We start from the raw sequence: 13163 nt of genomic DNA, 5'->3' as shown, positions 1-13163 counted from the left end.
TATCACACCTTGATCTTGTTACGGTTTCGCGCGGCATAGGCCACGGCACCGGCGATGAGCAGCACGAGGCCGACGCCGATGATGCCGGCCACGCCGACGGGGATCCCGCCCACCTCACCGTAGTCGGCCAGCGCCCATCCCCCGAACAGGTGGTCCCCCGCCTGGTCGATGAAGCCCTTGTTCTCGGCGACCGCCTCCAGCCCGTCGGGAGAGGAGGAGGCGAAGAAGGACACGAGCCCGGCCAGCACCAGCGTCACGCCGACGCCGCCGAGCAGGAACGGCTTGAGCGCGCCCCGGGCCGCGACCGGCTCGGGGGCGGGAGCGGTCGTGGTCTCGCCCTCGGCCCCGCGCAGGACCAGCGGCCTGGTCAGACCGCGGGCGCCGTACACGAGGTCGGGCCGCACGACCAGCACCGCGCCGACGGTCATCGCGGTGATGAGGGCCTCGCCGATGCCGATCAGCAGGTGCACGCCGCCCATCGCGGCCGCCACCGCGCCGACCTCGATCGGCGCGGTCCCGCCGATCCAGAACAGCAGCGTGAAGACCAGCGCGGAGGCCGGCACCGAGATCAGCGCCGCCAGGAACGCCGCCACCACGACCTTCCCCCGGGCCAGCGCCGTGACCAGCCGGAAGACGCCCCAGCCGACGAGCACGGTGACGATGCCCATGATCGTGATGTTGACGCCGAGCGCGGTCAGCCCGCCGTCGGCGAAGAACACGCCCTGCACCAGCAGGACCACGGCCATGCACAGCACCCCTGTGTACGGCCCGACGAGTATCGCCGCCAGCGCGCCGCCCAGCAGGTGACCGCTGGTGCCGGCGGCGACGGGGAAGTTGAGCATCTGCACGGCGAAGATGAAGGCCGCGACCAGCCCGGCCATGGGAGCGGTGCGGTCGTCCAGCTCGCGCCGCGCGCCGCGCAGGCAGACCGCGACGCCCGCGGCCGCCACGGCTCCGGCCGATATGGATGTCGCCGCATTGAAGAAACCATCGGGTACGTGCACGGCGTGCCTCCAGAAGAGGTAGAACAAACGGTCCTACTTTAGGACATCGTCTTGCACCTGCATATGGATGGCAATTACCGGATGATCCTCCGGATCAAGGTCTCCGCCGTCAGCCGCCGCACCACCGCGCTCAGCCGCCCCTTGCCCGACGTCGCGTACGGCCGCACGGACCTGAGCAGGGCAGGCCCCCACCACCGGCGCGGCGGCGCCACCGTCTGCGCGTCGGTCTCGATCCTGAACCGCGCCGGCGGCCCGCCCAGGTCCAGCTCCAGATAGGCGTCCCAGGTGCCGGGCGCGAGCCGCCCCACGGCGGGCCTGGCCGCGAAACCGCCTCCGGGCAGCGCCGTCACCCGGTCGCTGCTTTCGCAGCCGGTGCGCCGCTCCCGCCAGACGATCCTCCTGATCGCCGCGGCCGAAGGGGTCGTCCCGACGACGCTGATCTCCCCGTCGACGAGCAGCCGATGCCCGAGCGCCCACCGCGTCCTGATGAGCCGCGCGGTGCCGGGCACCGCGACCACGTGCCCGCCCATGTCGATGCTCAGGTTGCCGTTGTCCCTGGTGAAGTACGGCAGGGCCACGATCCCGCCGATCATCCTGGGCTGCGGGCGGGCGATGCCGCTGTCGCGGTCGGCCCCGAGGCGGCCGAGCCGGATCACGCCCTCGATCTCCACCGCCACCCGCAGGTCCCAGATCCCGGAGCCGAGCGCCCCCACGTTCACCCGCACGGTGAACTCCCCGCCCTTCCGCTCGGCCGGCAGCACCAGCTCCGCGGCCGCGTCGTGCCGCGCGCGCAGCACCACGGCCAGGTTGTCGTCCCTGGTGATGCCGTCGAGCCGGGCGGCGCCCGTCACGACGAGCCGGTCGCCCTCCCAGCGCAGCCCGGTCAGCCGGCGCCGGACGGTGGCGCTCTCGATGCGGGCCAGGCGCACCAGGCGGTCGATGTCGTCGAGCGCGCCCGCCCGCTGCCGGTCGATGGTGTTGAGCCGCTCGTGCACGCCGGGGGTGTACCACTCGTCGCACAGCGCCGCGACCTCCCGCGCGATGTCCTTGCGCCGCACGTCGTCGCTCTCCAGGAACACGGTCCCGAGCTGGGTGAACACGTCAAGCCGGAAGTGCCTGCGCAGCAGGTGGTCGCGGAGCGGGCCGGGCTCGACGTGCCGGGCCATGAGCTCGATCGGGCCCTTGATCATGGCCAGCCAGGCGAGGGGGTCCCTGCTGCCCGCCTGCTGCATGATGCTGCTGCCGTCGGGCCTGGACACGAGGTGGTAGCAGTCGTAGTCGGCCACCACCGAGATCGGCCCCGCGTGGCAGTAGGCGTGCACGGTGAAGAGGATGTCCTCCCCGACCAGCATGCCCTCGCCGAACCTGATGCGGTGGCGTTCGAGCAGCTCCCTCCTGAACAGCTTGAAGCAGCTCAGGCTGTTGTAGACGGTGCTGTCGCCGAGCTCCAGCCGGTCGGCGCTCTGCTGGAACATCGACACCGGCGCCCGCCGGCCGTGCCCCACGATCTTGCCGAGGACGATGTCGGAGCCGTTGGCGTCGGCCACCGCGACCATGCGCTCCAGCGCCTCGGCACCGAGGTAGTCGTCGGCGTCGCAGAAGAAGACGTACCGGCCGGTGGCGTGCTCGATGCCGACGTTGCGCGGCCGTCCCGCGCTGCCGCTGCCGTCGATGTGGACGACCTTGACGATGCCGGGGTGGTAGGCGGCGTAGAGGTCGAGGAGCTCTCCGCTGCCGTCGGTGGAGCCGTCGTCGACGACGACGATCTGCTTCTTCACCCGCTGGACGAGCGCGGAGGTGAGGCATCGATCGAGGTAGGCCCGGCAGTTGTGTACGGGGATGACGACGCTGACGTCCACCGCGTCGTCATCGCTCCCGGTCCCCGGCATCGCCACCACTCCAGAGTCACGTCGCGCTGTCATTCGGTTTCAGTATGTGACGAGCGGACGTACCCATGCGGGGCGATCGGAGGTCTTCATCCCCGGCTTTTGCTAACACCGGAGAATCACGGCATTCCTCCGATAGCGCAGTACACAGCCGTCAAATACCTCATTCAGCCGGCACCGAACGGGTTTCAGGGAGGAGGTTTTCCTACCCGGGAGAAAAAACAAATCCGCTGGGAGCAGTTCGACACCACCGCCCGTCGCAGGTGATCCGCTCGCAAGGGTTGCGCGTCTACAGTTAGGCAACCTTGACCGGGAGGTGGCGGGAAATGGGATCGGATCTCCGCGGAGAGACGGCCGACGGATCGGCCGTCCATGCTGCCGAGTTCATCGTCTCGTCGGCGCGACTCGGAGAGCTCTACGAATGCTCTTCGCTGCTGCGCCGTACGAGGTTGCGAGCCGAAGAGATCGTGGACGAGGCTCGCGCGCTGCTGGCCGAGGCCGAGGAGCGCGGCGACGCCGAACGTGCTCTCATCCTGCGCGAGCAGCTGGAAACGGCGCGCACGCTGTACTGCGAGGTGCTGAACGCGTACCTGACGATCTGCCGCAGGATCAACCAGGAGCGACAGGAGATCCTTCGGGCGCAGATGGATCGGGATCGGCTTCCAGGGTTGTCAGGTGCCGCCTGACGGGAGTAGCGTCAGGCCATGCCTGACTGGAAAGACAAGATCCGCTGCTCTTTCTGCCACAAGAGAAGCTCGGAAGTGAGCAAGGTGATTGCCGGGCCCGGTGTGCACATTTGTGATGAATGCATCGGCCTGTGCAACGAGATCCTCGAGCAGGAACGCCTCGCCACCTCGACCGAGCCCCGGCTCCCGACATGGGAGTCGATGTCCGACGAACAAATTCTCGACCATCTCCCGAAAATCGCCGCCGTACAAGTACAAGTGGACGACAACCTGCGCGACTGGGTGGGGCATCTGCGCACCCGCGACGTCAGCTGGGAACGCATCGGCGCCTCGCTCGGCATGACCCGGCAATCCGCGTGGGAGCGCTTCAGGAGCGAGACCTGATCGCTTCCGGGACGCGTGAACCTCTGTGACGCGTGGGGCGTCCTATGGTGAGGGAGGCCCGAAATGCGCGTCCTGGAGAGCCTCGCGGCGTCCGATCTCGACCAGCTCCAGCTGGAGCTGATCCTGGTCCTCGCGCTGCACGAAGAGGCAGAACGGCTGGCCGCCGAGTGAACGGGCTCCAGCTCCCCGGGCCTCCGGGGAGCTGGAGCAGGGGGACCGCCTAACCGAGCTGGCCCCTGATGGCCCCGTCGGGGAACGGCTTGTTGTGGACGTTCACGTAGTAGAGATGCGGCCACTTCACGATGCCGCGCAGCTCACTCCTGGTGAGCGTGGTGGCGGCGTTCCTGGCGTTCTGGTGCCTGACGGCCTTGACACAGCCGCGCGCGAAGCCCTTCGCGGGAGCCTTCAGCGTGACCACGACCGGGCCGGCCACACCCTTCCTGCCCTTGTGGACGTGGGCCGCGGCGGCGGGCCTGATCTTCTTCGCGCTGATGAAGTAGCACAGCTGCCCGTGCCGCACCTGGTAGACGAACGAGCCGAAGCCGTTGCGGTCGCCGGGGCCGGGGACCTCCTGCCTGCCGGTCATCCTGACGCGGTTCGTGTCGGAGGAGGCGACCTCGGTCATGGCGGTGGTCGCGCCGGCCTGGGTGGGCAGCGCGACGATGGCGGTGAGGGTGGCAGCGGTGGCGAGGGTGCCTGCTGCCAGCTGTCTTCGCATGGGATGATTCCTCTCCCATCGGACTTCAGGACACCCCTCGGCACGGTTGCGGGGCGGGGCCGGTTCGGCGGGTAAGGGGAAAGCCGCCCTTCGGTAAGCCGCCTTACTGGTTGCCCCGAGCGGTCACCCCGCCTTGGTCCTGGCCCTGAAGGCGGCGGTCTTGACGCGGTTCTGGCAGGCCGTGGAGCAGAACCGGCGGGTGCCGTTGCGCGAGACGTCCACGTAGACGCGGTCGCAGTGCGGCGCCGTACAGACTCCCAGGCGATCGCTGAACTCGCTGCCCAGCACGATCGCCAGGCCGGTGGCGCAGCTGGCCGCCCAGTCGCCGGCCGTCGTGCCGCCGCTGCCGTGGAAGTGCAGGTGCCACGGCTCGCCGTCGTGCCGTTCGAGCCGCGGCCTGGCGTGGGTCTCCTCCAGCAGCGCGTTCACCCGCGTCGCCGCGCTGTCGACGTCGCCATCGGCGACCGCGGCGAAGACCGCCCGCAGCCGGGCGGCGACCTCGGCGAACTCGCGCCCCTCCACCTCGGTGAGCTCACGGTAGGCCGGGTAGACGGTACGCAGGCCCGCGGTGGCCGCCGCGGCGTCGTCGACCGGCGCGGGGAAGGGGCGTCCGTGCCGCTCGCCCGGCGTCAGCTCGTTGACGAGCACCACCGCCACCCTGACCACGGTGTCTGTGTGACTGTTGTAATCCAATTGACCGGTTACACCTTCGTGCTTTAGGTTGTGACTGTCCAAAGCTTAGATGACAGTTACAGGGAGAAGTCCATGCTCACTCACGATGCCGCACTGGAGTGGATCGCGCGCTGGGACCGCCAGCAGGAGGGTTACCTGCCCGACCGCGAGGAGCGGTTCACCGCGCTGATCGACGCCGTGGAGGCGCTGGGGCGGCCCGATCCCGTGGTCATCGACCTGGGATGCGGTCCGGGGTCGTTGTCGGCGCGGCTGCTGGAGCGGCTGCCCGGGGCCACCGTGATCTCCGTGGACGCCGATCCGCTGCTGCTCGGGCTCGGGCGGGCCGCGTACCCGGGGCTCACGTTCGTCTCGGCGGACCTGCGTACCGGCGGGTGGACGAAGCTGCTCGGGCTGGAGCGGCCGGCGGACGCTGCGGTCAGTACGACGGCGCTGCACTGGATCTCCGGGCCCGACCTGAAGGGCGTCTTCGCGGAACTGGCGACCGTGCTGCGGCCCGGCGGGCTGCTGCTCAACGGCGACCACATGGACACCGAGGACGCCACTCCGGCCCTGTCGAGACTGGAGCACGCGGTGCACGAGCGCCAGGCCGCGCGGGTGTTCGGCGAGCACCGGCCGGAGGACTGGCGCACCTGGTGGGAGGCGATCGCGGCCGACCCCGACCTCGCCGAGCTCAACCAGGAGCGCACCACGGCCGGGGCCTCCCACCACGGCTCGGAGTCCCGCCTCCTGTCCCACCACGTCGAGGCCCTGGGGGAGGCCGGGTTCACGGAGATCGGCACGCTGTGGCAGCGGGGGAACAACCGGCTGCTGTGCGCCGTACGGGGATGAGCGGCCCGGCCGGGACGCCCTTCCCACCACCGGCGGCGCACGCCACAATGAACCCATGCCGAGCTTCGAGCGGCTCACGATAGAGGAAGCCCGAACCCTCACCCGCACCGAGCTCCTCCCCCGGATCGAGGAGGAGCAGAAATACTGGTATCACCGCATCCACCGCTGCGAGATGCAGCCCGGGGACGAGGCGGCGTTCAAGACCTTCAACGACATCATGCACATCGCGGCCAACCCACACGGTTCCGACGCCGACGCCGACGCCCTCGTCGACGGCAGGCCCCTCGACCAGGACTACTGGACGAAGCCGCTCGGCGAGCTGGGCGAGCTCTAGCCCTCGCTCTCGCCCTGGCGGCTCAGGGCCGGGCGGCGCAGCCAGGTGGCCCAGCGCCAGAGCCATTCGAGCGGCCCGTACCGGTACCGGCGCAACCACAGGCCCGAGAGCACCCGCTGCGCGGCGAGGATGCCGCCGGCGATCAGCAGCACGGTCACCGTCGACCACGTCTCGGGCGGCGTGCCGAGCAGCCGGCTGACCAGCAGCACCAGCACGGTGGCGGTCAGGTAGTTGGTCAGCGCCATCCGTCCCAGCGGGGCGAACACCGCCTGGAGCGCGGGGCGGAGCGGCGTCCTGAGCAGGGCCAGCATCCCGCACACGTACGCACCGGCGACGAGCAACCCCGCCACGGCGAGCGCGGTGCTGAACGCCGCCCCGTCCGATTCCGCGCTCAGCCGGACCTGCACCCACAAAGCGGGCACGGCCAGCACCGCGAACACCGCCCCCAGCACCACCGGCCCCCAGGTGGCCCGCTCCATCCGCGCGGTCACCCCGTACCGGGTCAGCGCCGACCCCAGCAGGAACAGCCCCGGCACCAGCACGACGCCGTTGCTCCCCACGAACGGCGGCAGGACCAGCAGCACCCCCGCGAGCACCGCCACCGCCCACCGGGGCAACCAGGTGGACGGCAGCAGCACCACCAGGCCCACCACCGCGTAGATCGTCAGGATGTCGCCCCGCCACAGCAGGAACATGTGCGCCAGCCCCATGGCCAGCAGCACCAGCAGCCGGCGGGCCAGCACGACCCGCGGCCGGTCGGTACGCGCCGACGCGGACTCCAGCAACAACGAGAACCCGATCCCGAACAGCAGCGAGAAGATCGGGAAGAACCGCTGGTCGGCGAGGTACCCCAGCCAGGCGAGCCCGTCGGCCCCGGCCGCGTCGGTCGTCCTGACCACGCCGGCGTCCACGTTGGCGATCGGCTTGACGTTGACCAGCAGGATCCCGCACAGCGCGAATCCGCGCAGCACGTCGAGGGCGTCGATGCGGGGCCGGCCACCGGAGTCCGGGCCTTGTACATGTGACATGGGCCCATCCTGGGGACGCGGCCCTTGGCCTGGCATGAGTCGAAAGCAGGGTTGATCCCGGTTCGAGCAGTACTTTCGGCCGGACCGGGATCGCGGGGGCCTTCAGGCCGGATCAGCCTCACGGCGAGGCGGCGCGGGCATTGCGACCGCCCCGTGAACCGGAGGCCCCATGACCACGTCGTCCAGTACGTGAAGCGAATCGTCGCGCTCCTGCTCCTCGTCGCCGGCTGCGGATCCCCGGGGGCGGAGGCCGGGAAACCCCCTCCGGCGGACCCGGCCGAGCCCACCTACACCTGCCACGAGCAGCCGATCCCGCTGGACATCATGAGCACCGGCCGCCCGGCGACCCAGCTCGGCCCCGACGGCCGGGCCGCGCTCAAGGGGCAGGAGGTGCGCGAGGTCGGCGACCTGGCCAAGTGGCGCATCGTCGAGGAGACCGGCGAGCGCCTGGCCATCATCAAGGAGTTCGACGGCCCTCAGCAGCGGTGGACCACTCCGGTCACCCACGACTTCCTGATGGTCGAACGCTTCGGCCCACCGGACGCCGACGGGCGGCCGAGCTGGCACCTGCGCAGCTCGGGCGGCTGCAACCTGCGTCGGAACCTGGGCGACCTGGGCGTCGCCGAGCTCACCCTCGACCCGGCGAAGCCGCCCACGGGCACCGCCCTGCACCTGCTGGTGACCGAGCGGGCGTGCGCCAGCGGCCAGTCGGCGAACGGGCGCATCCGGGTGATCCTCCAGGAGGAGTCGGACCGGGACGTACGCCTGGTCATCGGGGTCTCACGTGCGCCGGGCGACCTCCATAACTGCATGGGCAACCCGGCCACGCCGTACACCGTCGAGCTGAGCCGGCCGCTCGGCGACCGCGTCCCGTACGACACCGGCCTCCACCCGATGCGCGAGATCGTGAAACCGTAGCGGTCGTCAACCCCTTGAGCTCGAAGAACGCGATATCCCGCGGTCGAACGCTCAGCCGATCGCTCAGGCGACGCTCAGGCGACACTCAGCACGATCTTGCCCCGATTGCGCCCCTGCTCCCCGCGACGGTGCGCCTCGGCGGCCTCCGCGAGCGGAAAGAGCTCCTCCACCTCGACCCACAGCTCACCCTTGTCGATCAGCTCAGCGATCCTGGCCAGCGCCGCCCCGTCGGGCTCGACCAGGATGCCGGTGGCCCGGACGCCCTGCTCGCGGGCCCGGTCGATCAGCTCGGGCGCCACCCCGGACGGCACCGCCACCAGCAGCCCGCCGGGCCGCAGCACCCGCAACGACCGGGTGCTCGTGTGGTCGCGCTCGTCGCCGACCAGGTCGAGCACCACATCCACGTCCCCCACCGCGTCCTCGAAGCGCGTGGTGGTGTAGTCGATCACCTCGTCCGCGCCGAGCGAACGCAGCCAGTCGTGCTTGGCCGCCGTCGCGGTGCCGATCACGTACGCGCCCGCGTGCCGGGCGATCTGCACCGCCAGATGGCCGACGCCGCCCGCCGCCGCGTGGATCAGCACCCGCTGCCCGCTCCCGACGCGCGCGGTGTCGATCAGCGACTGCCAGGCGGTGAGCGCGGCCAGCGGCGTCCCGGCCGCGGCCTCGTGCCCGACGGTGCGCGGCTTGCGGGCGAACTGCCGGGCGGGCGCGGTGACGTACTCCGCGTACGCCCCAGCCTGGCGCGGGAACCACGGCATGCCGAACACCTCGTCACCCGGCTCGAAGATCGTCACCCCGAACCCGGCCTCCTCCACCACACCGGAGACGTCCCAGCCGAGGATGAACGGCGGCTCACCCAGCACCCCCGCCATGCCCGACCCGCCGCGAGTCTTCCAGTCCACCGGGTTCACCCCGGCGGCGTGCACCCGGACCAGCACCTCGGTGGGCAACGGAACCGGCCGCGGCACCTCGGCGAGCCGCAACACCTCCGGCCCGCCGAAGGCGTCCTGCACGATCGCCCGCATGGTGGATGACATGGGCCTATCTCCTCACTCCGACTCGTACGCCGGGCACCGTCCGGCCCGGTCGCGCAGCCGAAGCTACCCAATGGTCGGTAGTAACCATCAAGGGAGACTGCTATCTTTCGGAAAGTAATAGCCCTTGAAGGAAAGGCCCAGGCCATGGCGATGACCTGCCGATCCGGCCTGCACGACCGCCACGACGTCTACGCCGCGCAGTGCCCCTGCAGAGACGTCCTGGACCTGCTGGCCAACAAGTGGTCGGCCCTGGCCGTGGGCGCACTTGAGGAAGGGCCGCAGCGCTTCGGCGCGCTGCAGCGCCGGCTGGAGGGCGTGAGTCCCAAGGTCCTCACCCAGACGCTGCGCCGCCTGGAGGAGAACGGCTTCGTCGACCGCACGATCTACCCAGCGGTCCCGCTGCACGTCGAATACTCGCTCACCGAGCTGGGCCACGGTGTGGCCGGCCCCCTCAGCCAGCTCCGCTCCTGGGTGGAGAACCACCTCGACGAGATCCACGCCGCCCGCCCGACCGGTCAGCCGCCCAGATAGTACGACGCATACCGGCTTCCAGCCGCCTCAGGGGTCAGGACACAGAATCCCTCAAGCACCCGAACGCGATCCGCGACGCGCGATCCTCCGCGACGGACGAGACGCCTCCGGTTGGAATCCCCCGGGCAATCGCCTACCAATGACCATTGGCACTCCAGACGAGGCCGTAGCTCGTGAAGCCGAAGGCCCTGGGGGATCCTTCGACGTACTCGACGGGATACAGACCGATCCAATCCCGCTTCCCCTGCGGCGTACCCTTCGACCTCGTCTTCGCGACGTGGTCGAGGCCGCCGCGTGACAACTCGAACCGCATCCTGACCGGCACCCCAACGTAGACCAGCGCCCCAACACCAACCCCCCACGACCAGGGGCGGGACGACCCAGAAACGCACACCCGCTCGAACCTACGACCGCCGGCGGGTCCGAGCCGCTGAACGGCACGTCGAAATAGCGGATCGTCGAGTCGTCGTCGGCGGCCATCACCGGCGAGGAATGCGACGCGGTCAGGCGGCGGTGCGTTCGCCCGCGGGTCGGCGGCGGAGGTTCGCGCGCTGGAGAGCGGGGGGCAGGTATGCCTGGTCAAGTGTGCCGACGTCGGTGCCGGGCGGGACGATCTCGTCGATCCGGTCGAGGATGTCGTCGGTGAGTGTGACGTCGAGGCCGGTGAGGAGGTCGTCGAGGTGGCTCATCGTACGGGGTCCGACGATCGCGCTGGTCACGCCGGGGTGGGAGATGGTGAAGGCCATCGCGAGGTGCGTCATCGGCAGGCCCGCCTCGGCGGCGAGCGGAATGAGCTGTTCGACGACGTCGAGCCGGCGCTCGTCGTTGAGGTGCCGGAACAGGCCCGCGCGGCGCAACTCGTTCTGCCCGCCCTTGCGAACGCGGCCGGTGAGCAGCCCCTGCGCGAGCGGGCCCCACACCAGGGTGCCCATCCCGTACCGTTGCGCGATCGGGAGCACTTCGCGCTCGATGCCGCGGTTGAGGAGTGAGTAGGGGGGCTGCTCGGTATGGAACCGCTCCAGGCCGCGCCGTTCGGCGACCCACTGGGCCTCGATGATGTCGGATGCGGGCGTCGTGGACGATCCGATCGCGCGGACCTTACCGCTGTGGATCAGGTCCGAGAGTGCGGACAGTGTCTCCTCGATGTCGGTCTCGGGGTCAGGTCGCTGGATCTGGTAGAGGTCGATGTGGTCGGTCTGCAGGCGGCGCAGCGAGTTCTCGACCGCGGTCATGATCCAGCGTCGTGATGCGCCCTGCTGATTGGGGTCGGCACCCATCGGGCGGCTGACCTTGGTCGCGAGTACGACGTTGTCACGGCGTCCCTTGAGCGCTTTGCCCACGATCTCTTCCGAATCGCCGTACGCGTCGGCGGTGTCGATGACGTTGATCCCTGCGTCGAGCGCCTTGTGGATGATGCGGATCGAGTCGTCGTGCTCGGGGTTGCCGATGGCCGTGGCGAACATCAGCGCGCCGAGCGCGTAGGGGCTGACCTTGATGCCGGTCCTGCCGAGGGTGCGGTACTGCACGGGTTCTCCTCGTGTGGGGATGCTGATGGCGGATCCCGCCGGACTCAAAACGGAACATCGTTCAGCTAGAACAATACGGAACACTGTTCCGAAGCGCAAAGGTCTTCGAGTCAGACGGTGTAGACGCCCCGTACGACGGATCACCGCCAAAGCCGGAGTGGGAGCAGACACCCTCTACAGCCACGTCCCGCAACGCTCGGACCCCACCATCACCACCGTCTTCCGCGGCGACGTCGACACCCGTGCCGAGGCCGTTCTCGGAGCAGCACGAGCCGGTCGAGCCCCTCACCCGGTGACTGCAACGCTTCGCACCAGTCCGTCATGACCAAACGCGGCCCCTGCACTCCGGCGACCCCGCCTACACAACCTGCCCACGTACTCCCAGCAGCGCTTCCCCCTCCCGACCAAACTGCTGAACGGCCTCCGCTGCCAGGCAGACGGAGCCGCGAGACCGACAGAGGCCGAGAGGCAGGGCCAGGCGATGAGCCGCCGACGCAATTCGCACGAGGTCTAGTCGGAGGCGCGTCAGGATGCACCTCTACCTGACCGACTCACAACTTGGTGCCTAAGTCGCCGGCCACCGTCAAAGAAATGCGTGCCTCCCCCGTAGCTCGCCGATTCCACCGCGCTCAGCCACGGGTCTTGAACTCTCGGGGATATGGCCCGTAGCTTGCCCCGAGCCGTCGAATGATCCGTCAGAGGGGCACCCACCATGGCATTGGCATGGCATCCCATGGATCTCGCTCTCGTGGACACTGTGATCAGCCTCGCGAGAAGCCCATGGAATCGCGAAGCACTCGATCAAACTTGGCACCAGACCGGATGGGCACCTCCGAAAGGCGGCTCTCTCGCCAAGCACATCCTCATCGACGACGAGTGGCCCGTAGTGCCCGCGGGAGAGTGGAACGTCGGAGTCATCGTGAACAGCCAGAACACCAGCGTCAGAGGATTCTCCGTGGGCTTCGCCCTCTTCTACGAGCCTGACGACATCTGGGACCCCGACCCAGACCCCGACCTGATGGAGTTCCCCCAGCACACCCCCTCGGACATCTGGCGAATCGATCGCACAGCCGACCGCACCCGGTTCAAGGGCGTCTGGGAAGACGGACACAGGACTGTCACGGAACGATTGGGCCCACCGGATTTGATCGATAATGGCTGGGACGACGAGTCGGGATGGCAACATGCGGTCTGGCGACTGGACGCACGCCTCCTCATCGTGGCCCAAGGCGACGACATCACGACGTACAGCCTCTACGACGAGGCTTCGCTCCAAGTGATCGACCATTCGAGCGACAAGCCCATTCCGACGGGCTGGGATCTCCACGGCCTCCTCCTCGGCTCCAACCTGGAATGAGGCCAGCCCGTACGCCCGTCCAGCCTGGGTGCGCTACGCCTGGTCCCAACCCACGCAGCGGCGATCCGAAAGACTAGATGCATTTACCCGCAGGATTGTCGCCACGGCTGATCCCCGCCGCACACGCAAGAATTCAGGGTCGCCGGCGCCTGGAGCCCCACCGTCGCTCACTCGCCGGCGTGGCGCTGGCGCCGCCGGGCGACCGCGTCACTATCCGCTTGCCAGGGCCCGGC

General features: G+C 69.5%; 14 protein-coding genes. 7 read left to right on the top strand and 7 right to left on the bottom strand.

Annotated features, from left to right (window positions below):
* Window positions 1-2: 2 nt before the first annotated feature.
* Window positions 3-1004 (bottom strand): energy-coupling factor ABC transporter permease, encoded by a 1002-nt coding sequence (locus ACBJ59_RS49740; protein ID WP_375117015.1) that lies wholly within the window; start codon window positions 1002-1004, stop codon window positions 3-5.
* Window positions 1005-1078: 74 nt separating this feature from the next.
* Window positions 1079-2926, bottom strand: coding sequence for a glycosyltransferase family 2 protein (locus tag ACBJ59_RS49735; protein ID WP_375117014.1), 1848 nt, complete (start codon window positions 2924-2926; stop codon window positions 1079-1081).
* 290 nt (window positions 2927-3216) lie between these two features.
* On the opposite strand from ACBJ59_RS49735, the gene ACBJ59_RS49730 reads away from it, so the two are divergent.
* Both ACBJ59_RS49730 and ACBJ59_RS49725 read left to right on the top strand, forming a co-directional pair.
* A complete protein-coding gene (locus ACBJ59_RS49730; protein ID WP_364119650.1) occupies window positions 3217-3576 on the top strand; it encodes a hypothetical protein in 360 nt (119 codons plus the stop codon).
* Window positions 3577-3594: 18 nt separating this feature from the next.
* The gene (locus ACBJ59_RS49725; RefSeq protein WP_375117013.1) at window positions 3595-3960 is read left to right on the top strand and encodes a ClpX C4-type zinc finger protein; all 366 of its coding nucleotides are present in this window, start codon (window positions 3595-3597) and stop codon (window positions 3958-3960) included.
* Window positions 3961-4180: 220 nt separating this feature from the next.
* Here ACBJ59_RS49725 and ACBJ59_RS49720 read toward each other — a convergent pair whose 3' ends face one another.
* Window positions 4181-4678: a CHRD domain-containing protein gene (locus ACBJ59_RS49720; RefSeq protein ID WP_375117012.1), complete on the bottom strand. Its 498-nt coding sequence runs from the start codon at window positions 4676-4678 to the stop codon at window positions 4181-4183.
* A gap of 123 nt (window positions 4679-4801) precedes the next feature.
* Complete coding sequence (locus ACBJ59_RS49715) at window positions 4802-5371, bottom strand: CGNR zinc finger domain-containing protein (protein WP_375117011.1); 570 nt, start codon at window positions 5369-5371, stop codon at window positions 4802-4804.
* Window positions 5372-5443: 72 nt separating this feature from the next.
* On the opposite strand from ACBJ59_RS49715, the gene ACBJ59_RS49710 reads away from it, so the two are divergent.
* The gene (locus ACBJ59_RS49710; protein ID WP_375117010.1) at window positions 5444-6199 is read left to right on the top strand and encodes a class I SAM-dependent methyltransferase; all 756 of its coding nucleotides are present in this window, start codon (window positions 5444-5446) and stop codon (window positions 6197-6199) included.
* Window positions 6200-6254: 55 nt separating this feature from the next.
* Window positions 6255-6533 carry a hypothetical protein gene (locus ACBJ59_RS49705; RefSeq protein ID WP_375117009.1) on the top strand — a complete coding sequence of 93 codons (279 nt, stop codon included), beginning with the start codon at window positions 6255-6257 and terminating at the stop codon, window positions 6531-6533.
* Here ACBJ59_RS49705 and ACBJ59_RS49700 read toward each other — a convergent pair.
* On the bottom strand, window positions 6530-7561 hold the full coding sequence (locus tag ACBJ59_RS49700; protein ID WP_375117008.1) for a DUF418 domain-containing protein: 1032 nt from the start codon (window positions 7559-7561) through the stop codon (window positions 6530-6532). The two genes, ACBJ59_RS49705 and ACBJ59_RS49700, sit on opposite strands and share 4 nt — an antisense overlap.
* 189 nt (window positions 7562-7750) lie before the next feature.
* Here ACBJ59_RS49700 and ACBJ59_RS49695 point away from each other — a divergent pair, with 189 nt between their 5' ends.
* Entirely contained in the window at window positions 7751-8479 is a 729-nt protein-coding gene (locus ACBJ59_RS49695; RefSeq protein ID WP_375117007.1) for a hypothetical protein, read from the top strand.
* 74 nt (window positions 8480-8553) lie between these two features.
* Here ACBJ59_RS49695 and ACBJ59_RS49690 read toward each other — a convergent pair whose 3' ends face one another.
* Window positions 8554-9516 (bottom strand): NADP-dependent oxidoreductase, encoded by a 963-nt coding sequence (locus tag ACBJ59_RS49690; RefSeq protein WP_375117006.1) that lies wholly within the window; start codon window positions 9514-9516, stop codon window positions 8554-8556.
* 144 nt (window positions 9517-9660) lie between these two features.
* Between ACBJ59_RS49690 and ACBJ59_RS49685 the strand changes: the two genes are divergently transcribed.
* Window positions 9661-10047 (top strand): winged helix-turn-helix transcriptional regulator, encoded by a 387-nt coding sequence (locus ACBJ59_RS49685; RefSeq protein WP_375117005.1) that lies wholly within the window; start codon window positions 9661-9663, stop codon window positions 10045-10047.
* 503 nt (window positions 10048-10550) lie between these two features.
* Here ACBJ59_RS49685 and ACBJ59_RS49680 read toward each other — a convergent pair.
* Window positions 10551-11573, bottom strand: coding sequence for an aldo/keto reductase (locus ACBJ59_RS49680; protein ID WP_375117004.1), 1023 nt, complete (start codon window positions 11571-11573; stop codon window positions 10551-10553).
* Window positions 11574-12321: 748 nt separating this feature from the next.
* Between ACBJ59_RS49680 and ACBJ59_RS49675 the strand changes: the two genes are divergently transcribed.
* Window positions 12322-12930 (top strand): hypothetical protein, encoded by a 609-nt coding sequence (locus ACBJ59_RS49675; protein ID WP_375117003.1) that lies wholly within the window; start codon window positions 12322-12324, stop codon window positions 12928-12930.
* Window positions 12931-13163: the final 233 nt, after the last annotated feature.

The organism is Nonomuraea sp. MTCD27, assembly GCF_041950495.1.
Taxonomy (GTDB): domain Bacteria; phylum Actinomycetota; class Actinomycetes; order Streptosporangiales; family Streptosporangiaceae; genus Nonomuraea.
This window is presented reverse-complemented; position numbering and strand designations above follow the sequence as displayed.

What these genes read in the sequence shown, in the direction of transcription:
- ACBJ59_RS49700 (WP_375117008.1), bottom strand. Translation starts at nt 7,561, where the DNA reads ATGTCACATGTACAAGGCCCGGACTCCGGTGGCCGGCCCCGCATCGAC.
- ACBJ59_RS49690 (WP_375117006.1), bottom strand. Translation starts at nt 9,516, where the DNA reads ATGTCATCCACCATGCGGGCGATCGTGCAGGACGCCTTCGGCGGGCCG.
- ACBJ59_RS49705 (WP_375117009.1), top strand. Translation starts at nt 6,255, where the DNA reads ATGCCGAGCTTCGAGCGGCTCACGATAGAGGAAGCCCGAACCCTCACC.
- ACBJ59_RS49685 (WP_375117005.1), top strand. Translation starts at nt 9,661, where the DNA reads ATGGCGATGACCTGCCGATCCGGCCTGCACGACCGCCACGACGTCTAC.
- ACBJ59_RS49710 (WP_375117010.1), top strand. Translation starts at nt 5,444, where the DNA reads ATGCTCACTCACGATGCCGCACTGGAGTGGATCGCGCGCTGGGACCGC.
- ACBJ59_RS49725 (WP_375117013.1), top strand. Translation starts at nt 3,595, where the DNA reads ATGCCTGACTGGAAAGACAAGATCCGCTGCTCTTTCTGCCACAAGAGA.
- ACBJ59_RS49730 (WP_364119650.1), top strand. Translation starts at nt 3,217, where the DNA reads ATGGGATCGGATCTCCGCGGAGAGACGGCCGACGGATCGGCCGTCCAT.
- ACBJ59_RS49735 (WP_375117014.1), bottom strand. Translation starts at nt 2,926, where the DNA reads ATGACAGCGCGACGTGACTCTGGAGTGGTGGCGATGCCGGGGACCGGG.
- ACBJ59_RS49720 (WP_375117012.1), bottom strand. Translation starts at nt 4,678, where the DNA reads ATGCGAAGACAGCTGGCAGCAGGCACCCTCGCCACCGCTGCCACCCTC.